Annotated in this window: 16 protein-coding genes and 1 tRNA gene; 12 read left to right on the top strand and 5 right to left on the bottom strand. The window is 62.7% G+C overall.

All coding sequences use genetic code 11. From position 1 onward, the window contains the following. Positions 1-2 precede the first annotated feature (2 nt). The 8 genes from DES47_RS03450 to DES47_RS03485 all read left to right on the top strand — a co-directional run bounded on the left by DES47_RS03450 (position 3) and on the right by DES47_RS03485 (position 7,508). Positions 3-761: a sialate O-acetylesterase family protein gene (locus DES47_RS03450; RefSeq protein ID WP_133699241.1), complete on the top strand. Its 759-nt coding sequence runs from the start codon at positions 3-5 to the stop codon at positions 759-761. 72 nt (positions 762-833) lie between these two features. Further along, positions 834-2,039 (top strand): pyridoxal-dependent decarboxylase, exosortase A system-associated, encoded by a 1,206-nt coding sequence (locus DES47_RS03455; RefSeq protein ID WP_243748137.1) that lies wholly within the window; start codon positions 834-836, stop codon positions 2,037-2,039. 78 nt (positions 2,040-2,117) lie between these two features. Then, positions 2,118-3,074 carry a glycosyltransferase family 2 protein gene (locus tag DES47_RS03460; RefSeq protein WP_166651833.1) on the top strand — a complete coding sequence of 319 codons (957 nt, stop codon included), beginning with the start codon at positions 2,118-2,120 and terminating at the stop codon, positions 3,072-3,074. 14 nt (positions 3,075-3,088) lie between these two features. Beyond that, a complete protein-coding gene (locus tag DES47_RS03465) occupies positions 3,089-3,865 on the top strand; it encodes a GNAT family N-acetyltransferase (RefSeq protein ID WP_133699244.1) in 777 nt (258 codons plus the stop codon). Then, the gene (locus DES47_RS03470; protein WP_133699245.1) at positions 3,852-4,271 is read left to right on the top strand and encodes a GtrA family protein; all 420 of its coding nucleotides are present in this window, start codon (positions 3,852-3,854) and stop codon (positions 4,269-4,271) included. The genes DES47_RS03465 and DES47_RS03470 overlap by 14 nt, the downstream gene beginning before the upstream one ends. Next, positions 4,268-4,828: an acyltransferase gene (locus DES47_RS29130; protein WP_133699246.1), complete on the top strand. Its 561-nt coding sequence runs from the start codon at positions 4,268-4,270 to the stop codon at positions 4,826-4,828. The genes DES47_RS03470 and DES47_RS29130 overlap by 4 nt, the downstream gene beginning before the upstream one ends. 10 nt (positions 4,829-4,838) lie before the next feature. Next, positions 4,839-5,939, top strand: coding sequence for a dTDP-4-amino-4,6-dideoxygalactose transaminase (gene rffA / locus DES47_RS03480; protein ID WP_208114915.1), 1,101 nt, complete (start codon positions 4,839-4,841; stop codon positions 5,937-5,939). A 9-nt stretch (positions 5,940-5,948) separates the two neighbouring features. Further along, positions 5,949-7,508, top strand: coding sequence for an ArnT family glycosyltransferase (locus DES47_RS03485; RefSeq protein WP_133699248.1), 1,560 nt, complete (start codon positions 5,949-5,951; stop codon positions 7,506-7,508). A 6-nt stretch (positions 7,509-7,514) separates the two neighbouring features. Here the strand turns inward: DES47_RS03485 and DES47_RS03490 are convergent, their stop codons facing one another. From DES47_RS03490 to DES47_RS03505, 4 genes are all read right to left on the bottom strand, one after another. Continuing rightward, positions 7,515-8,522: an NAD-dependent epimerase gene (locus DES47_RS03490; protein WP_133699249.1), complete on the bottom strand. Its 1,008-nt coding sequence runs from the start codon at positions 8,520-8,522 to the stop codon at positions 7,515-7,517. Positions 8,523-8,607: 85 nt separating this feature from the next. Beyond that, a tRNA-Ser gene (locus DES47_RS03495) sits at positions 8,608-8,697 on the bottom strand. Positions 8,698-8,781: 84 nt separating this feature from the next. Beyond that, positions 8,782-9,699, bottom strand: coding sequence for an SPFH domain-containing protein (locus tag DES47_RS03500; protein WP_133699250.1), 918 nt, complete (start codon positions 9,697-9,699; stop codon positions 8,782-8,784). A 36-nt stretch (positions 9,700-9,735) separates the two neighbouring features. Beyond that, entirely contained in the window at positions 9,736-10,167 is a 432-nt protein-coding gene (locus tag DES47_RS03505; RefSeq protein ID WP_133699251.1) for an NfeD family protein, read from the bottom strand. Positions 10,168-10,341: 174 nt separating this feature from the next. Between DES47_RS03505 and DES47_RS03510 the strand changes: the two genes are divergently transcribed. Further along, positions 10,342-12,606, top strand: coding sequence for an arginine/lysine/ornithine decarboxylase (locus tag DES47_RS03510; RefSeq protein WP_133699252.1), 2,265 nt, complete (start codon positions 10,342-10,344; stop codon positions 12,604-12,606). Positions 12,607-12,689: 83 nt separating this feature from the next. On the opposite strand, the gene fabI is transcribed toward DES47_RS03510, so the two are convergent. Further along, positions 12,690-13,469: an enoyl-ACP reductase FabI gene (fabI, locus tag DES47_RS03515; RefSeq protein WP_133699253.1), complete on the bottom strand. Its 780-nt coding sequence runs from the start codon at positions 13,467-13,469 to the stop codon at positions 12,690-12,692. Between the two features lie 219 nt (positions 13,470-13,688). Between fabI and rimP the strand changes: the two genes are divergently transcribed. The 3 genes from rimP to infB all read left to right on the top strand — a co-directional run bounded on the left by rimP (position 13,689) and on the right by infB (position 18,759). Then, on the top strand, positions 13,689-14,252 hold the full coding sequence (rimP, locus tag DES47_RS03520) for a ribosome maturation factor RimP (RefSeq protein ID WP_133699254.1): 564 nt from the start codon (positions 13,689-13,691) through the stop codon (positions 14,250-14,252). Then, positions 14,249-15,727 (top strand): transcription termination factor NusA, encoded by a 1,479-nt coding sequence (nusA, locus tag DES47_RS03525; protein WP_133699255.1) that lies wholly within the window; start codon positions 14,249-14,251, stop codon positions 15,725-15,727. Before rimP ends, nusA begins: the two co-directional genes overlap by 4 nt. Before the next feature lie 68 nt (positions 15,728-15,795). Further along, entirely contained in the window at positions 15,796-18,759 is a 2,964-nt protein-coding gene (gene infB, locus DES47_RS03530) for a translation initiation factor IF-2 (RefSeq protein ID WP_133699256.1), read from the top strand. Positions 18,760-18,827 lie beyond the last annotated feature (68 nt).

Consider the following 18,827-nt stretch of genomic DNA (forward strand, 5'->3'; position numbering starts at 1 on the left):
CGATGGCGCGCAAGATTGCGCAAGTCATGACTGGGTCGCCTGCCCTTGAGAAATCATGCGCTCATATTCAGCGTCAGGATCCGCTGATGCTACTGATCATGGGGCAATCGAACGCCGCCAATCATGGGGACGGCGTTGGGTCGGACGTGCCCTTGTCTGTGATGCACGAAGGGCGGTGCTATTCGACGGCGTCTCCTTTGCCAGGAGGCACGGGCAAGGGGGCGGCCCTCTGGTCCCAACTCGGTAGCGAACTTCAGGTCGACCTTGACGGTCGCCCGCTGCTCGTTGGCCTGATTGCCGTAGAGGCGACGTCCATCAAGCAATGGCTGGGCGCCGAGCCTCTTGCCGTGCACTGGCGGTCAAAGCTGGCTGAGATGCTTGCAGCCGGGCTCCGGCCGGATCTGGTCTTGTGGCAACAGGGGGAGTCTGATGCCAAGCTGGGCACGACGGAGGCTGACTATGGCCAAGCCCTGCAGTTGCTTCGCCAAGAGCTGAATCGGGTCGGAGTCAGAGCCCCTATGATGGTGGCATTATCGACCCATTGCCCCGGCGTGAACGGAATGGCCGTTCGTTCTGGTATTCAGGCAGCGGGGGCTAAGGAGGCCGGGATCATCGTGGGTCCCGACACGGACAGCTTGCAGGGCGTTTTTCGCTCGGGCGGCTGCCACTTTTCGGCCTCCGGTGTTCGTCAAGCCGCTCGGCTCTGGGCTAGCAGCCTGAGGGCGGCCGGGTTGACGTCAAAGGCCGCCAGCCAGCCATAGATCAGGCCCGACACAAAGCCTATGTCAGATACCGATCACATCGATTCGCCGCGCACTCCGGTTCATGCTGAGATGTCGCAATTCCCTATCGTCGGCGGTGAACTGGTTGTCGGTGGCCACAGGATTTCCGAGCTGGCCGAGCGTGTGGGCCAGACCCCGTTCTATGCCTACGACCGCGGCCTGTTGCGCCAGCGGGTGACCGAACTGCGCGCGGTGCTGCCGGCCGGGATCAAGCTGCACTACGCGATGAAGGCCAACCCGATGCCGGCCCTCGTCTGTCTGATGGCGGGCCTGGTCGACGGCATCGACGTGGCGTCGGGTGGCGAGCTGAAAGTGGCGCTGGACGCCGGTGCCGATGTGGCCGAGGTCAGCTTCGCCGGCCCCGGCAAACGTGCGGCCGAGTTGCGTCAGGCGGTGGCTGCCGGCGTGCTGATCAATCTCGAATCGTTCCGAGAGGTCGAACTGCTGGCGTCGATCTCGCGGCAGCTGGGCAGACCGGCCCGCGTGGCGGTTCGCGTCAACCCGGACTTCGAACTGAAGGGTTCGGGCATGAAGATGGGCGGCGGCCCCAAGCAGTTCGGCGTCGATGTCGAGTTGCTGCCGGAACTGCTTTCGCAGGTGAAGCGCAGTGGCCTCGCGTTCGAGGGCTTCCATCTGTTCGCCGGCTCGCAGAACCTGCGCGCGGAGTCAATATGCGAGGCCCAGCTCAAATCCTACGAGTTGGCGCGGCGCTTGGCCGAGGATGCGCCCGCACCGGTACGCTTTCTGAATTTGGGCGGAGGCTTCGGCATTCCGTACTTCCCGGGCGAGACTCGGCTAGACCTAGCGCCCATTGCTGACAATCTGGCTCAGCTGCTGGACCGGGCCCGCAGCGAGCTGCCCAAGGCCGAACTGGTTATTGAGCTGGGGCGGTATCTGGTCGGTGAGGCCGGCATCTACGTGACGCGGATACTTGACCGCAAGGTCTCACGGGGACAGGTGTTTCTGGTGGCCGATGGGGGCCTGAACCACCATTTGTCGGCCTCGGGGAACTTCGGGCAGGTGATACGCAAGAATTACCCGGTTACGATAGGCAACCGGGCCGACAGCGCCGAGCGCGAAACCGCTTCGGTAGTCGGGCCGCTGTGCACCCCCCTCGATTTGCTGGCCGATCGTCTGGACCTGCCGGTGGCGCAGGAAGGTGACCTGGCGGTGATTTTTCAGTCGGGGGCGTATGGATCCAGTGCCAGCCCGCAGGCCTTTCTAGGGCATTCGGGCGTGACCGAAGTTCTGGTCTGAGCCACTTCAAACAAAATCAGCGGAGCCCATTCAAACATGCATGTGGACCAGAAACTTCGGGAACCCATAGGGGCCACGATGACGACCGAGCTTGATCTCTCAATCGTCGTGCCGGTCTACAACTCGGCCGCCATGCTGGACAAGCTAATGGCGCGTCTGACCGACACCCTGTCTAAGCTCACGGAGCACTACGAAATCATCCTCGTTGAAGATGGCAGCCCCGACGACTCCTGGGCCGTGATACAGGCCTTCCGCAAGACCTATGGTGCTCATCTGGTTGCCGTCCAGCTGATGCGTAACTACGGCCAGCACAACGCGCTCATGTGCGGACTCGGGCTGGCGCGCGGCGAGTATGTCGTGACCATGGACGACGACTTGCAGAATCCGCCTGAGGAGATTCCCAGGCTGCTGGCGCAAATCAAGGAGCAAGGCCTGGACCTAGTCTATGGCTGCCCAAGCGCGCGGAGCCATGCGCCATGGCGCAACCTGGGCGCCAGCGTCGTCTGGCATTTCTATCGCACGGTATTCAAGAACCCGATAACGCCAACGCCGTTTCGCATCATGCGCCAACAACTGGCCCACAGCGTGCAGTTCTATGACCTCAACTTCACCTATTTGGACGGCTTGCTGGCTTGGTGCACCAAGCGCATTGGCAGCATTGAGGTCGAGCACCATGTCAGACAGGCCGGCCGCTCGGGCTATTCTGTCGGCAAGCTGATCGGTTTGGCGCTGAATCTGTACACCAATTTCTCGCTGATCCCGCTGCGGATTGTCAGTGGGCTGGGTTTTTTCGCGGCCTTGACCGGTTTTCTGACCGGCGCCTACTATCTGTTTCAGTATCTGGCGTCGAATATTGCGGTGCCGGGTTTTGCCTCCACCGTCATCGCCATACTCGTCCTCGGCGGTGTGCAGTTGCTGGCCCTGGGCATCATGGGCGAGTATCTGGGGCGACTGCACCTGAATGTTAATCGCAAGCCGCAGTATGTGGTCCGGCAGCTTGACGGGCTCGACCGCCGCTCCGGCGATTGGGCCTAAGGGCCGAGGCGACCATGAATTACCGACTGAGCACCGAGGCACTGCAACTCTGCTGGTCCGAGGCCCCCTGGGACGAGGTTGTGTGCGGATTCCCGGTGTTCCAGATCACCGACATGCGATTGCATGCCGGTACCCCTTCCGCTGATTTTGAGGCCTTCGAGGTGCAGCGAGACCATCGCGGTGTGGGCTTGGTCAGTTGCCGTCTCGCTCACGAGCACATGCGCGAATCGATGTTTCTGGAGTCGCGCGGCTTTCGTTTCATTGAGATGGTCTACAGACCCGAGATTGAACTGGCGCGACTAGCCGACTTGCCCGTAGAGCAACCCCTGCTGGTACGGGCGGCCACGGCGCAAGACTTGCCCGAGCTGTGCGAGATCGCCGGCAGTTCGTTCCGCAACGAGCGCTTCCGCATGGACCCAAGGCTGGCACCCGAGATCAGCGACCAGCGCTATCGCAACTGGGTCAGCAGCAGTCTGAACCATCCCAGGCAGCGGCTGCGAGTGGTGTGTGACGGCGACCTTCGGATTGCCTTTTTTGTCATTGAGCTGCTGGACGATGGCACTTGCTACTGGCATCTCAACGCCGTGGCACCGGCCGCGCAGGGGCGGGGCTATGGACGGCGAGCCTGGCTCGCGATGCTTGCTGAGGCGACCGCGATGGGTGCCCAACGGGTGCAGAGCAGCATCGTGGCGCGCAATGTGCGGGTGATCAACCTGTACGCTGGTCTTGGCTTTCGATTCAGCGAGCCGACAATGACTTTTCACTGGGTGCGGACCGATGCAGCGCAGTGAACGGCGCGTAGTTGCCAGGCAGTTCATTCGCTATGCACTGGTCGGACTGGCCTCGAACGCAGTGTTGTTTGTGATCTATCTGCTGATGGTATGGCTGGGCGCCAGTCCCAAGCTGGCTATGAGCTTGGTCTATCTAGTGGGCGTGGCGCAGACATTTGTCTTTAACAAGGGTTGGACCTTTGCCCATTCCGGTCCCAGCGACCAGGCGTTCCCGCGGTATGTCGCGCTGTATGCCTTCGGCTACGTGACGAACTGGTGCTTGATCGAGTTGCTCGTCTACCGCCTGGGCTGGCCGCACCAGGCGGTGATGGGAGGGTTGATTGTGGTAATGGCTTTGTTCTTTTTCGTCGGGCTGAAGTTCTGGGTGTTTCGCCCGGTGGTAGGCAACGCAGGGGGGCGGACATGAGCGACGGCGCGCTGGGTAGTTTGGTGGAGCGCGTGGCCTTTGGCCACTATGCCTATGTCGAGAACCTGCTGCGCTTGTTGCTGGAACTGCTGCCCCAGCCGCTGCGCTTTCTAGTGTTTAAGCTGGTGCTGTCCCGGCTTGGCAGGGGTTCGGTGCTCGACTACCAGAGCAATGTGCGCTTTCCCTGGAAGGTCATCATCGGCGATGGGGTGTGGATCAACCGCGGCTGCGAGATCTATGGCTCCATGCTGGCCAAGGGCGATGCCCGCATCCGCATTGGCGATCACTGCGCGCTGGCTCCGCGCGTGCGCATACTCAGCGCCACGCATGACCACCGCAGCCTGAGCCTCCCCGATAGGGCGGCCGGCGTGGAGATCGGACGGCATGTCTGGATTGGTGCGGGCGCTACCATCTTGCCAGGCGTGAAGATTGGCGATGGCGCCGTTGTGGCGGCGGGCAGCGTGGTGACGCGCGACGTGGCCGCTTTCACAATTGTTGCGGGCAACCCGGCCCGCTTTCTCAAGATGAGGGAGCTCGAAGGTGAAGATTCCATTTAACAAACCCTACATGACCGGCAAGGAACTTTGGTACATCGCTCAGGCACATGCCAAGGGACACCTCGCCGGTGACGGCGAGTTCACTCAGAGCTGCTCGCGCTGGCTCGAGGCACGCACCGGCTCGCACAAGGCGCTTTTGACTCATTCCTGCACCGGCGCGTTGGAGATGGCGGCCATGCTGGCGGGCGTCGGGCCCGGTGATGAAGTCATCATGCCTTCGTACACCTTTGTTTCAACGGCCAACGCCTTTGTGCTGCGGGGAGCGGTCCCGGTGTTTGTGGACATCCGGCCGGACACGCTGAATATTGATGAGTCAAAGATCGAGGCGGCCATCACGCCCCGCACCAAGGTCATCGTGCCGGTGCACTATGCTGGTGTTGGATGCGAGATGAACACCATCATGGAAATCGCGCAGCGCCACCACTTGCTGGTGATTGAGGATGCGGCGCAAGGCGTCATGGCGAGCTACCAGGGGCGGGCGCTGGGTAGCATCGGTCACATGGGTGCCTTGTCGTTCCATGAGACCAAGAACATCATCTCTGGCGAGGGGGGGGCGCTGCTGATCAATGATCCGCAGATGATTGAGCGCGCGGAGATCATCCGTGAAAAGGGCACCAACCGCAGCCAGTTCTTTCGCGGCCAAGTGGATAAGTACACCTGGACCGATATGGGCTCGTCTTACTTGCCCAGCGAATTGATCTCGGCCTTCCTGCTAGCGCAGACCGAGGAGGCGGACGCGATCACGCAGCGACGGCTGATGATCTGGAACACATACCACCGCTTCCTTCAGCAGGCAGAGCAGGCCGGACTTGCGCGTCGTCCCGTCGTGCCACATGGTTGCGGCCATAACGCTCACATGTACTACTTGCTGCTGCCTAGCCTGGAGCGCCGCACGGCCTTCATCGCCCGGCTGCGAACAGAGGGCATCAATACGGTGTTCCATTACGTCCCGCTGCACAGTGCGCCTTACGGCCTGCGTACTGGCCGCACTAGCGGCGACATGTTGGTGACATCCGACCTCAGCGACCGCCTAGTGCGGCTACCGTTGTGGCTGGGACTGGAAGAGTACCAAGCGATGGTGATCCAGCAGATCTTTCGCGCGCTGGATTGAGGGGGCTCAATGAATGTGCTCGGCGATAGGCGGCAAGGGCTGAACTGGCAATGGCTGTGGCCGATCCTGGCCCTGGGGGTCCTGGTACGCATTGCGCTTTGGGTCGGATTTATGGGCTCGGACGAGGCGACATATCTCAAGGCGGCCAAGTCTGTACTGGCTGGCGAGTGGCCGACAGGCAACTATATCGGTGTGCTGCGTTATGGCGTGAATCTTCCAATGGCCGGTTTTATGGCTTTGGGCGGGGTCAGCGAAGGGGCGGCGGTTTTCTGGGGATTGGCTTGTTCGGTACTTGAAGTGGCCGTGGTTTTTGTGCTGGGATATCAGCTGGCAGGCACTCGTGTTGGCCTGCTGGCAGCGGTCTTTCTGGCGGTATTACCTGCCCATGTTCACTACGCATCTCGGATCATGGCCGACCCTCCACTGGCGCTGTTGGTCAGCCTGGGCATGAGCTTGATGATCGCGGCGGAAGACCGATCGGCCCGCTGGGCCTACCTGTTGTCGGGTGTTGCCTTCGGTGCTGCCTATTGGGTGAAAGAATCCGGCCTTTACGTCAGTTTGATGGCACTCGTGCTGTACGTGCTGCTGGTGCGACGGTTTCACTGGCGGTGGCTTTGGCTGGTTTTGGGCCTGAGCCTGATGGTGGGCTGCAACATGCTGTTGATGTGGTTGTTGTATGACGATCCTCTGTACATCCAACGTAGCATTCAGTTGTCCTTGGGTCGTATCGAGGAGAGCACAGACAAGCTTTTCTATCTTAAAGCGCTGTTTGTCGACATCCGGCATATCGGCCTGATCGGCTGGGTAGCGCTGGCGGGTGTGGTGGTATTGGCCTTGCGCAGCGGACCCGAACTGCGTTCGCGGACGGCAGCTCGTGTCATGGTCTTCTGGTGGTTGGGGTTTGTAACCATCCTGTCCCAGCTTCCCCTGCGCCAGGTCAACTACATGCTGTTGTTTGCGTCACCGATGGCGGTCTTGGGTAGTTATGCACTGATCGCCGCTTTGGCTCAAATGCGCCGGTTCGGGTATGGAATGGTGGCGCTCGTCCTGTGCGTTGGCTTGATGTTGGCCGTTCTGCAGCAAGCGGCGGTACACGCGTTCACCGCAAATTCTCGACTGGCTGTCGTTATTGCCGACGCTAACCCAGGTATCCCAATATTCGGGCCAACCGGTGCTGTGCGTGCGGACGACTATGCCTCGTTGCTTGAACGGCCTCGTGCAATCCGAGCACCGATTCGCGGTCTTGCCGAATTGGACCTCGCGTTGGCCGAAGGGCAGCTTAACAGCGCCTTGGTGCTGCGTGACTTAGGGACGGAAGGATGGAACTACAGTGTGGACAGGAACTGGGCTCACCGTCTGTTATGCCTCGACCCCATTCCGTGGCCCGCCGGCATCAACCGCCCTTCGCTCAGCTTGGGGGAGCGTGTCGCGGCACACCTGCTGGTGGCGTCTGCCTATGCGCCGGCACCGATGGCTCGGGTCCTCAAATCGACAGTACAAAGCGGCGATCTGCAACTGTTCCGGGTCATTCCGGGTTGCCGATCGGTACCGCCAGCTGCTTCGAAATAAGAGGATTCAAACGCCGTAGTAACTCCGGTACCAAGCCACAAACCGTCCAATCCCCACCTCGATCGGTGTGCCTGGCACAAATCCAACCCAGTCATTCAATGCATCCGTGTTGGCATAGGTCGCCGGCACGTCGCCGTCCTGCAGCGGCAGCAATCGCTTCTCGGCCTTCTTGCCGATTGCGTCTTCGATGCAGCCGATGAAGTCCGGCAGCGGGACCGGGCTGTTGTTGCCTATGTTGAACACGCGGTAGGGCGCATTGCTCGTGGCGGGGTCGGGTTGGTCAGCTGTGTAGGCCGGGTTGGCCTCGGCCGGCCGGTCCAGCACACGAATCACGCCTTCGACGATGTCATCCACAAACGTGAAGTCGCGCTTCATCTGGCCGTGGTTGAAGACGTTGATCGGTTGGCCGTCCAGGATCGCCTTGGTGAACAGAAACAGGGCCATGTCCGGCCGGCCCCAGGGACCGTAGACCGTGAAGAAGCGCAGGCCGGTGGTCGGCAGATTGAACAAATGGCTGTAGGTGTGGGCCATCAGCTCATTGGCCTTCTTGGTCGCGGCGTACAGGCTGACCGGGTGGTCGACGCTGTCGTGTTCCGAGAACGGCATCGCCGTGTTGCCGCCATAGACGCTGGAGCTGGACGCATAGACCAGGTGCTGGACCTTGGTGTGCCGGCAGCCTTCCAGGATGTTGGTGAAACCCACCACATTGCTGTCGATATAGGCCTGCGGATTCTGCAGCGAGTAGCGCACGCCGGCCTGGGCTGCCAGGTGGATCACGCGGTCGAAGCGTTCGGTCTCGAACAGGTCGGCCATGCCCTGGCGGTCACCGACGTCCAGCTTGACGAAGCGGAAGTTCGAATGTGGCTCAAGGCGCTTCAGGCGGTCAAGCTTCAGGTTGACGTCGTAGTAGTCGTTCAGATTGTCCAGCCCGACGACTTGATCACATCGGGCCAGCAGACGCAGCGCCGTGGTCATGCCGATGAAACCTGCAGCACCTGTCAGCAATATTTTCATGGTTCGATTCTTGGCTAGGTCAATTGACGGCAGAACGGAATGAAGAAAGCCCCTGAACACTTCCGGCGTTCAGGGGCTTGGGTCTTGGCGGAGAGGGCGGGATTCGAACCCGCGGAGGGTTTTACCCCTCACACGCTTTCCAGGCGTGCGACTTAAACCGCTCATCCACCTCTCCGGAACCCAGCATTCTATATCAAGCCGCTGCGTACTCCCGCGAATTGGCGAACTGTTTGTGCCAACTTGGGACTGATCGCGGCATTCACGGCTTCGGGCTGGCGCCCTTCATCAGCGCCATCGCCGTGCCAATCAAGCCAGCCACCTCGCTCATATTGCCCGGCACGATCATCGTATTGTTCTTCTGCGCCAGCTGCGCGTAGGCGTCCACGGCCTTCTCGGCCACCTTCAATTGCACGGCCTCCTGGCCGCCCGGTTGTTCGATCGCCGCGGCGATCTTGCGGATCGCGTCGGCGGTGGCGTCGGCCACCGCGGTGATGGCGGCGGCTTCACCGAGCGCCTTGTTGATCTCGGCCTGCTTCTCGCCCTCGGAGCGGGCGATCGAGGCCTCGCGCTCGCCGGTGGCGATATTGATCTGCTCCTGGCGGCGGCCCTCCGACGCAGCGATCAGCGCGCGCTTTTCGCGCTCGGCGGTGATCTGGGCCTGCATCGAATGCAGGATGGCCGGTGGCGGCGTCAGGTCCTTGATCTCGTAGCGCAGCACCTTGACGCCCCAGTTCAGCGCCGCCTCGTCGAGCGCCTCGACGACCGAGGTGTTGATGATGGCCCGCTCTTCGAAGGTGCGGTCCAGCTCCATGCGGCCGATCACGCTGCGCAGCGTGGTCTGGGCCAGCTGGGTGATGGCGACGATGTAGTTGCTGGAGCCGTAGCTGGCGCGCATCGGGTCGGTGACCTGGAAGTAGAGGATGCCGTCCACCGTCAGCTGAGTGTTGTCCTTGGTGATGCAGACCTGGCTGGGCACGTCCAGCGGGATCTCCTTGAGCGTGTGCTGGTAGGCGAGCCGGTCGACAAAGGGCACCAGAAAATTCAGGCCCGGCGTCAAGGTGCCGTGGTACTTGCCCAGCCGCTCGACGACCCAGGCATGCTGCTGCGGTACGACCTTGATGCTGCGGGCCACGAAGATGACTGCGATCACCAGCAGAACCAGTGCGACGATTTCCATGAAATTTCCTCCTTGTTGTGTGTGGGCTGGGGGCGGTCAGTGGTCAAGCAGCAGCATGCTGCCCTGCACCGCGCGTATCACATAGGCGCCGGGCGCGGGTGCGTCCTGGCCCTGATAGCGTGCCGTCCAGTTGGCGCCCCGGTAGTGGACGCGTGCCGTGCCATCGGCATTCCACGCTTCCACCTGCACCTGGCCGCCGATGTCCAGATTGACGTCCGGATTGGCCTGGGTTGGCAGGGCAGCGGGTTGGCCCCGCCGCACGAGATACCAGGCAGCCACCGCGCCGCCGCCCACCAGGGCCGCGCTGAGCATTTGCCCCGCCGGACCGGCGCCCAGGTGCGCGGCAATGGCGGCGGCGGCCGTGCCCAGTGCCAGCATCAAGAGGTAGAAAGTACCCGTGCCCAGCTCGATGGCGATCAGGGCGCCGGTGGCGATCCACCACCAGGTGGTGTCAGCAGTCATGTCCATGTCGTCTCCCCGTCATCAGTGGCGCTGCCGTCAGTGCCATGATGTTGTCCGCAGTGTAGCGAGCGTGCGCTTTTGCGACAGCTTTTGAAGGCTTGATCCGTGACAGGCCACAGCCGCCCGCATTGGCCCTACACTTCGCCCCTTTCAATTTTTCCGCCCACCGGAGGCACCCGCATGCTGCGCTTTCGTTTCCCCATCGTCATCATCGACGAGGACTATCGCTCCGAGAACACCTCGGGTCTGGGCATACGTGCGCTGGCGGAGGCCATCCAGAAGGAGGGCTTCGAGGTGCTGGGTGCCACCAGCTACGGCGATCTGAGCCAGTTCGCCCAGCAGCAGAGCCGGGCCAGCGCCTTCATCCTGTCGATCGACGACGAGGAGTTCACGCCCGGGCCGGAGCTTGATCCGGCGGTGCTGTCGCTGCGCAAGTTCATCGAAGAGATACGCTTCAAGAACGCCGACATCCCGATCTATATCTACGGCGAGACGCGCACCTCCCAGCATCTGCCCAATGACATCCTGCGCGAGCTGCACGGCTTCATCCATATGTTCGAGGACACGCCGGAGTTCGTGGCCCGCCACATCATCCGCGAGGCCAAGAGCTATCTGGACGGCCTGGCTCCGCCGTTCTTCAAGGCGCTGATGGACTATGCCCAGGACGGCTCCTACTCCTGGCACTGCCCGGGCCATTCGGGCGGCGTGGCCTTCCTGAAGAGCCCGGTGGGCCAGATGTTCCACCAGTTCTTCGGCGAGAACATGCTGCGCGCCGACGTCTGCAACGCGGTCGAGGAACTCGGTCAGCTGCTGGACCATACCGGCCCGGTGGCCGCATCGGAGAAGAATGCCGCCCGCATCTTCAATGCCGACCATTGCTTCTTCGTCACCAACGGCACGTCAACCTCGAACAAGATGGTCTGGCACCACACGGTGGCGCCGGGCGATGTGGTGGTGGTCGATCGCAACTGCCACAAAAGCATCCTGCACGCCATCATCATGACCGGCGCCGTGCCGGTGTTCATGACGCCCACGCGCAACCACTACGGCATCATCGGCCCGATTCCCGAGAGCGAGTTCTCGCCGGAAACGATCAAGAAGAAGATCGCCAAGAATCCGCTGTTGAAGGGCGTGGACACCAAGAAGATCAAGCCGCGCATCATGACGCTGACGCAGAGCACCTACGACGGTGTGCTCTACAACACCGAAACGATCAAGGGCAAGCTCGACGGCTGGATAGACACGCTGCATTTCGACGAAGCCTGGCTGCCCCACGCCGCCTTCCACAACTTCTACGGCAGCTTCCATGCAATGGGCAAGAACCGCCCGCGCCCGAAGACGGCCATGGTCTATGCCACCCAGTCCACCCACAAGCTGCTGGCCGGCCTCTCCCAGGCCTCCCAGGTGCTCGTGCAGGACTCGCAGGACGTCAAGCTGGACAAGCATCTGTTCAACGAGGCGTATCTGATGCACACCTCGACCAGCCCGCAGTACTCGATCATCGCCAGCTGTGACGTGGCCGCGGCGATGATGGAGCCGCCCGGCGGCACGGCCCTGGTGGAGGAGAGCATCTCCGAGGCCATGGACTTCCGCCGCGCGATGCGCAAGGTCGAGAAGGACTACGGCAAGAAGGACTGGTGGTTCAAGGTCTGGGGGCCGGACAAGATCGCGGCCGAGGGCATAGGCAAGCCGGCCGACTGGATGCTCAAGACCAACGAGAAGTGGCACGGTTTCGGCTCCATCGAGGCCGGGTTCAATATGCTGGACCCGATCAAGTCCACCATCATCACGCCTGGCCTGGACATGAGCGGCAAGTTCGCCGACACCGGCATTCCGGCGTCCATCGTCACCAAGTTCCTGGCCGAGCACGGCGTGGTGGTCGAGAAGACGGGGCTGTACAGCTTCTTCATCCTGTTCACCATAGGCATCACCAAGGGCCGCTGGAACACGCTGCTGACGGCGCTGCAGCAGTTCAAGGACGATTACGACAAGAATGCCCCGCTCTGGCGCATCCTGCCGGAGTTCGTTGCCGCCCAGCCGCGCTACGAGCGCATGGGGCTGAAGGACCTGTGCCAGAGCATCCACGAGGCCTATGCCAAGGGTGACATCGCCCGGCTGACGACGGACGTGTACCTGTCCGACCTGCAGCCGGCGATGAAGCCCAGCGACGCCTATGCCCATATCGCGCACCGCAAGACCGAGCGGGTGGAGATCGACAAATTGGAGGGCCGTGTCACCACCGCCTTGCTGACGCCTTACCCGCCCGGCATTCCGCTCCTGATTCCGGGCGAGCGCTTCAACAAGAAGATTGTTGAGTACCTGCGCTTCACCCGCGAGTTCAACGACGCCTTCCCGGGTTTCCACACCGATGTACACGGCCTGGTCGAAGAGGCGGTGCCCGGCGGAGCCTCGCGCTACTACGTCGATTGCGTGCGCGACAGCTGAGTGCCTGCGCGAGCAATGAAAAGGGGCTCCGCGGAGCCCCTTTTTGCCGTCTTTCCTGCCGCGTGCGGCGAGGAGGGGGCGCTTTACCCCTCGGTCAAGGCCACCTTGCTGAAGCCGCCGTCCACATAGGTGATCTCGGCGCTGACGCCGCCGGCCAGGTCCGACAGCAGAAAGGCCGCGACATTGCCCACGTCTTCTATCGTCACATTGCGGCGTATCGGCGCGCTGGCGGCGAACTGGCTCAGCAGCTTGCCGAAGTCCTTGATGCCGGAGGCGGCCAGCGTCTTGATCGGGCCGGCCGAAATGCCGTTCACGCGCACGCCCTGGGCGCCCATCGCGTGTGCCAGGTAGCGCACGCTGGCTTCCAGCGAGGCCTTGGCTAGCCCCATGGTGTTGTAGTTGGGCACGTAGCGCTCGGCCCCCAGGTAGGACAGGGTCAGTAGCGAGGCGCCGGCGCGCAGGCGCGGGGCGGCCGCCTTGGCCATGGCCGGGAAGCTGTAGGAAGAGATGTCATGGGCGATGCGGAAGCCCTCGCGGCTCAGGCCGTCCAGGAAATTGCCGGCAATGGCTTCGCGCGGTGCGAAACCGATGGCATGCACAAACCCGTCAAACTCGGGCCAGCTCTGCGCCAGGCCCTCGAACAGCGCGGCGATCTGCTCGTCGCTACCGACGTCGCAATCAAACACCAGCTTGGAGCCGAACTCGGCCGCGAATTCGGTGATGCGGTCCTTGAACCGTTCACCCTGGTAGCTGAACGCCAGCTCGGCGCCTTCGCGGTGGCAGGCCTTGGCAATGCCATAGGCAATCGAGCGATTGTTCAGCACGCCGGTGATCAATAGCCGCTTGCCTGCGAGGAATCCCATGTCATCTCCTAGATCTGTAAAAATCAGCGGCGGATTCTCGCACGCCCTGGGTGATATTCATGGCGCGATCTTGCGGGCACGGTGTTTGCAAGGTACAATTCCGCTTTCGCTGAGAAGCTGAAATTGGGCGGATTCATCCAGCCCATTTTTTTTGGCTGACCGCAAAACAAGCACATTTTTGCTGAACCCATAGATATCAAGACTGGAACCGCCGGGCGCATGAATTGGCAAGCCGCTGTTGAAACTACCGTGACCGGTCTGGGTTACGACATGGTGGATTGCGAACGCACTCCAGGGGGCTTGCTGCGTGTCTACATCGACCTCATGCCCCCCGCCCTGGGCGCCGATGGTGAGGCCCTGTACATCACCGTCGAAGACTGCGAGCGCGTCACTCGCCAGCTGCAGTATGTGCTCGAGGTCGAGGGCTGCGCTTACGAGCGGCTGGAAGTGTCCTCGCCGGGGCTGGACAGGCCGCTGAAGAAAGCCGCCGACTACCTGCGTTTCGCGGGTTCCGAGATTGAATTAACCCTGAAGCTCGCGTTTCAGGGCAAGAAGAAATACCGCGGCCTGTTGTCGGCCGAGGGTGAGGGTTGGCGCCTCGTGTTCAACGATGGCAAGGTCGATCAAGCATTGGATTTTTCCCTCGATGAAGTGCGTGACGCCCGGCTGGTGCCGGTGATCGACTTCAAGGGGCGCCGGGCCAAGCCGGCGGCTGGCCCCAAGGGCGCAGCAAACAACGCCGAAGTGGCGGACAACAAGGTTGACGGAGGTCTGGATCAATGAATCGCGAACTGTTGATGCTGGTGGATGCCATCTCGCGCGAGAAGAATGTCGAGCGTGATGTGGTGTTCGGTGCCGTGGAAGCGGCACTGGCCTCCGCGACCAAGAAGCTGTATGGCGGCGAGGTCGACATCCGCGTGGCGGTTGACCGCGACACCGGCGTGTACGAAACCTTCCGCCGCTGGCATGTCGTCCCGAACGAAGCCGGTCTGCAGAATGCCGACGCCGAAATCCTGTTGTTCGAAGCCCAGGAGCAGATTCCCGACATCGAGGTCGAAGACCATATCGAAGAGTCGGTCGAGTCCGTGCCCATCGGCCGTATCGGCGCGCAAGCGGCCAAGCAGGTCATCCTGCAAAAGATCCGTGACGCCGAGCGCGAGCAGCTGCTGAACGACTTCCTGTCGCGCGGCGAGAAGATCTTCGTCGGCACCGTCAAGCGCCTGGACAAGGGCGACATCATCGTCGAGTCGGGCCGCATCGAAGGCCGCCTGAAGCGCAGCGAGATGATCCCCAAGGAGAATCTGCGCACCGGTGACCGTGTCCGCGCCTTCATGGCCGGCATCGACCCCACCCAGCGCGGTCCGCAGATCATGTTGTCGCGCAGCGCGCCCGGCTTCATGATCGAGCTGTTCCACCAGGAAGTGCCCGAAATCGAGCAGGGTCTGCTGGAGATCAAGAGCTGCGCGCGGGACGCGGGCAGCCGCGCCAAGATCGCCGTGCTGTCACATGACAAGCGCGTCGACCCGATCGGCACCTGCGTCGGCGTGCGCGGTTCGCGCGTCAATGGCGTGACCAACGAGCTGGCCGGCGAGCGCGTCGACATTGTGCTGTGGTCGGAAGACCCCGCACAGTTTGTGATCGGCGCGCTGGCCCCGGCCAATGTGCAGTCCATCGTGGTGGACGAAGAGCGCCACGCGATGGACGTGGTGGTGGACGAGGAAAACCTCGCCATCGCCATCGGTCGCGGTGGTCAGAACGTGCGTCTGGCCTCCGAGCTGACCGGCTGGCGCATCAATATCATGACGGCCGAGGAATCGGCCGCCAAACAGGCCGTCGAAAGCGACGCCACCCGCAAGCTCTTCGTCGAGAAACTCGACGTGGACGTGGAAGTGGCCGAGATCTTGATTGCCGAGGGCTTTACCAGCCTTGAAGAAGTGGCCTATGTCCCGATGCAGGAAATGCTCGAGATAGAAGCCTTCGATGAGGATACCGTCAACGAGCTTCGCACCCGTGCCAAGGATGCGCTGCTGACGATGGAAATCGCCAAGGAAGAGGCGGTCGAGGAAGTGTCGCAAGATCTGCGTGATCTTGAGGGCGTGACCAACGAACTGATCTCCAAGCTGGCCGACGGCGGCATCCACACTCGCGACGACCTGGCCGATTTGGCCGTGGACGAGTTGGTCGAATTGTCCGGCATGGAAGAGGCTGCGGCCCGCACCATGATCATGAAGGCCCGTGAACATTGGTTCACTGCCTGACCCGCCCGGACCCGCCGCACCGCAACCTGTCGCACAGCACCGAACGCACGAAGCAAGGACTTTACACAATGGCAGTGACCACCGTCGCCCAGCTCGCCGCAGAGCTCAACCGCCCTGCGAGCACGCTGCTGGAGCAACTGCACTCCGCAGGCGTCAAGAAGGCGTCCGAGGCGGATGCCCTGACCGAATCCGACAAGGAGCGGCTGCTGGACTTCCTGCGCACCTCGCACGGCACCGCTGCCGGCAGCGAGCGCAAGAAGATCACGCTGACACGCAAGTCCACCAGCGAAATCAAGCAGGCGGACGCGAGCGGCAAGGCCCGCACCATCCAGGTCGAAGTGCGCAAGAAGCGCACCTTCGTCAAGCGTGATGATGTCGGCGGCGTGACCGAAGAGAGTAGCGAAGCGCCCGAGCAGGATGATGCCGAGTTGCAGCGCCGCGAAGACGAGGCCAATGCACAGGCCGAGCAACTGCGCATCCAGGAAGAAGAACTGGCGCAGCGCCGCCGCGAACGCGAAGAGGCCGAGGCCCGCGAACGCGAGGCCGCCGAGGCGCGACGCATCGAGGCCGAAGCCAAAGCTGCTGCCGAAGCTGCCGCGCAGGCCGCTGCTGCCGAAGCGGCTGCCAAGGCCGCGGCCGAAGCCGCAGCTGCTGCTGCCGTCGCACCGAAGACCGGCACCAAGGCCGGCAGCAGGGCTTCTGCCAAGTCCGCTGGTACGCCGGCCCCGGTGGTCGCTGCGTCCGCACCGGTGGTCGCAGCGACTGCTCCTGTTGCCGCACCTGCGCCGGTCGAGCCGCCCAAGCCGACGCTGCGCGTGGTCAAGGCCGTCGAGGTTGTGGCCGAAGAACAGCAGAAGCAGAACGATCTGGCCCGCCGCCGCAAGGCCGCCGAGGACGAAGCCGCCGCGATTCGCGCGATGATGGCTGCGCCCAAGAAGGTGATGCTGGCCAAGAAGCCCGAAGAACCCAAGCCTGCCGTGGCGCCCGCCGCCGTGGCTGGCAAGGAAGGCATCAAGGGCACGATTCACAAGCCCAAGGCCGGCGCTCCTGGCACCACCACGACCACCGCCGCCAAGCCTGGCGACAAGGCCGTCAAGTCCGAGAAGCTGTCATCCAGCTGGGCCGACGAAGCGGCCAAGAAGCGTGCGCTCAAGACCCGTGGTGCGCCGACCACGGCCGGACGTCCGGGTTGGCGTGCGCCCAAGGGCCGCGGCGGCCGTGGCAATGACCGTGACAATGGCAATTCGTCGGGCTATGTGGCGCCGAACGAGCCGGTGGTGCAAGAGGTTCATGTGCCTGAAACCATCTCGGTGGCCGATCTGGCACACAAGATGTCGGTCAAGGCCTCCGAGGTCATCAAGCAGCTGATGAAGCTGGGCCAGATGTGCACCATCAACCAGCAGCTGGACCAGGAAACCGCCATGATTCTGGTGGAGGAAATGGGCCACAAGGCGCTGGCCGCCAAGCTGGATGATCCGGAAGCGTTCCTGGAAGAGGGCGAGGCCGAGCAGGCGCACGAAGAGCTGCCGCGTGCACCGGTGGTCACCGTCATGGGTCACGTTGACCACGGCAAGACCTCGTTGCTGGACTACATCCGCACGGCCCGTGTGGCCGCGGGTGAAGCCGGCGGCATCACGCAGCACATCGGCGCCTATCACGTCGACACGCCGCGCGGCATGATCACCTTCCTGGACACCCCGGGTCACGCGGCGTTTACCGCCATGCGTGCCCGTGGCGCCAAGGCGACCGACATCGTCATCCTGGTGGTGGCGGCGGACGACGGTGTGATGCCGCAGACCAAGGAAGCCATCCACCATGCCAAGGCTGCGGGCGTGCCCCTGGTCGTGGCGATGAACAAGATGGACAAGCCCGGCATCAACCTGGAGCGCGTCAAGAGCGAGCTGGTGGCCGAACAGGTCGTGCCAGAAGAATTCGGTGGCGATGTGCCCTTCGTGCCCGTGTCTGCCAAGACCGGTGCCGGCATCGACCAGTTGCTGGAGCAGGTGCTGCTGCAGGCCGAGGTGCTGGAACTGACGGCGGCCAAGGACTCCATGGCCAAGGGTCTGGTGATCGAAGCCAAGCTGGACAAGGGCCGCGGCCCTGTGGCCACGGTGCTGGTGCAGTCCGGTACCCTGAAGCGCGGCGACGTCGTGCTGGCCGGTTCGAGCTATGGCCGCGTGCGCGCCATGCTGGACGAGAACGGCAAGGCGATCCAGTCGGCAGGCCCGTCGATCCCGGTGGAAATCCAGGGTCTGACCGAAGTGCCGCAGGCCGGTGATGAATTCATGGTGCTGGGCGACGAACGCCGAGCGCGCGAAATCGCCACCTTCCGCCAAGGCAAGTACCGTGACGTCAAGCTGGCCCGCCAGCAGGCCGCCAAGCTGGAGAACATGTTCGAGAACATGGGCGCCGGCGAAGTGCAGACGCTGCCGTTGATCTTGAAGGCCGACGTGCAGGGCTCGCAGGAGGCGCTGGCCCAGTCGCTGGTCAAGCTCTCGACCGACGAGGTCAAGGTGCAGATCGTCCATGCGGCGGTGGGTGGCATCAGCGAGTCGGACGTCAATCTGGCGATCGCCTCCAAGGCCGTCATCATCGGCTTCAACACGCGTGCCGATGCCGGCGCGCGCAAGCTCGCCGAGCACAACGGCGTCGACATCCGCTACTACAACATCATCTATGACGCTGTGGACGAGATGAAGGCGGCGATGACCGGCATGCTGGCCCCCGAGCAGCGCGAGGAAGCGATCGGCACGGCCGAGATTCGTACCGTGTTCGTGGCCTCGAAGATCGGTACCGTGGCCGGTTCCATGGTCACCTCGGGCCTGGTGCGCCGTGGCGCCAAGTTCCGCCTGCTGCGCGAGAACATCGTCATCTACACAGGTGAGGTTGACTCGGTGCGCCGCCTGAAGGACGACGTCAAGGAAGTGGCCGCTGGTTTCGAGTGCGGTATCAAGCTGAAGAACTACAACGACATCGCCGAAGGCGACCAGCTGGAGTTCTTCGAGGTGAAGGAAGTGGCCCGAACGCTGTAAGGCGGATTTGCCCTCACCCTGCAAACCCCGCCTTCTGAAAAGTTGGCGGGGTTTGTGTTTGGCGGCGG

Origin of the sequence: Roseateles toxinivorans (genome assembly GCF_004362525.1) — a bacterium.
GTDB lineage: Bacteria > Pseudomonadota > Gammaproteobacteria > Burkholderiales > Burkholderiaceae_C > Paucibacter > Paucibacter toxinivorans.

What these genes read in the sequence shown, in the direction of transcription:
- DES47_RS03490 (WP_133699249.1), bottom strand. Translation starts at nt 8,522, where the DNA reads ATGAAAATATTGCTGACAGGTGCTGCAGGTTTCATCGGCATGACCACG.
- DES47_RS29130 (WP_133699246.1), top strand. Translation starts at nt 4,268, where the DNA reads ATGAGCGACGGCGCGCTGGGTAGTTTGGTGGAGCGCGTGGCCTTTGGC.
- DES47_RS03470 (WP_133699245.1), top strand. Translation starts at nt 3,852, where the DNA reads ATGCAGCGCAGTGAACGGCGCGTAGTTGCCAGGCAGTTCATTCGCTAT.
- DES47_RS03500 (WP_133699250.1), bottom strand. Translation starts at nt 9,699, where the DNA reads ATGGAAATCGTCGCACTGGTTCTGCTGGTGATCGCAGTCATCTTCGTG.
- DES47_RS03460 (WP_166651833.1), top strand. Translation starts at nt 2,118, where the DNA reads ATGACGACCGAGCTTGATCTCTCAATCGTCGTGCCGGTCTACAACTCG.
- DES47_RS03510 (WP_133699252.1), top strand. Translation starts at nt 10,342, where the DNA reads ATGCTGCGCTTTCGTTTCCCCATCGTCATCATCGACGAGGACTATCGC.
- DES47_RS03450 (WP_133699241.1), top strand. Translation starts at nt 3, where the DNA reads ATGGCGCGCAAGATTGCGCAAGTCATGACTGGGTCGCCTGCCCTTGAG.
- DES47_RS03485 (WP_133699248.1), top strand. Translation starts at nt 5,949, where the DNA reads ATGAATGTGCTCGGCGATAGGCGGCAAGGGCTGAACTGGCAATGGCTG.
- DES47_RS03465 (WP_133699244.1), top strand. Translation starts at nt 3,089, where the DNA reads ATGAATTACCGACTGAGCACCGAGGCACTGCAACTCTGCTGGTCCGAG.
- fabI (WP_133699253.1), bottom strand. Translation starts at nt 13,469, where the DNA reads ATGGGATTCCTCGCAGGCAAGCGGCTATTGATCACCGGCGTGCTGAAC.
- DES47_RS03455 (WP_243748137.1), top strand. Translation starts at nt 834, where the DNA reads ATGTCGCAATTCCCTATCGTCGGCGGTGAACTGGTTGTCGGTGGCCAC.
- nusA (WP_133699255.1), top strand. Translation starts at nt 14,249, where the DNA reads ATGAATCGCGAACTGTTGATGCTGGTGGATGCCATCTCGCGCGAGAAG.
- DES47_RS03505 (WP_133699251.1), bottom strand. Translation starts at nt 10,167, where the DNA reads ATGGACATGACTGCTGACACCACCTGGTGGTGGATCGCCACCGGCGCC.
- infB (WP_133699256.1), top strand. Translation starts at nt 15,796, where the DNA reads ATGGCAGTGACCACCGTCGCCCAGCTCGCCGCAGAGCTCAACCGCCCT.
- rffA (WP_208114915.1), top strand. Translation starts at nt 4,839, where the DNA reads ATGACCGGCAAGGAACTTTGGTACATCGCTCAGGCACATGCCAAGGGA.
- rimP (WP_133699254.1), top strand. Translation starts at nt 13,689, where the DNA reads ATGAATTGGCAAGCCGCTGTTGAAACTACCGTGACCGGTCTGGGTTAC.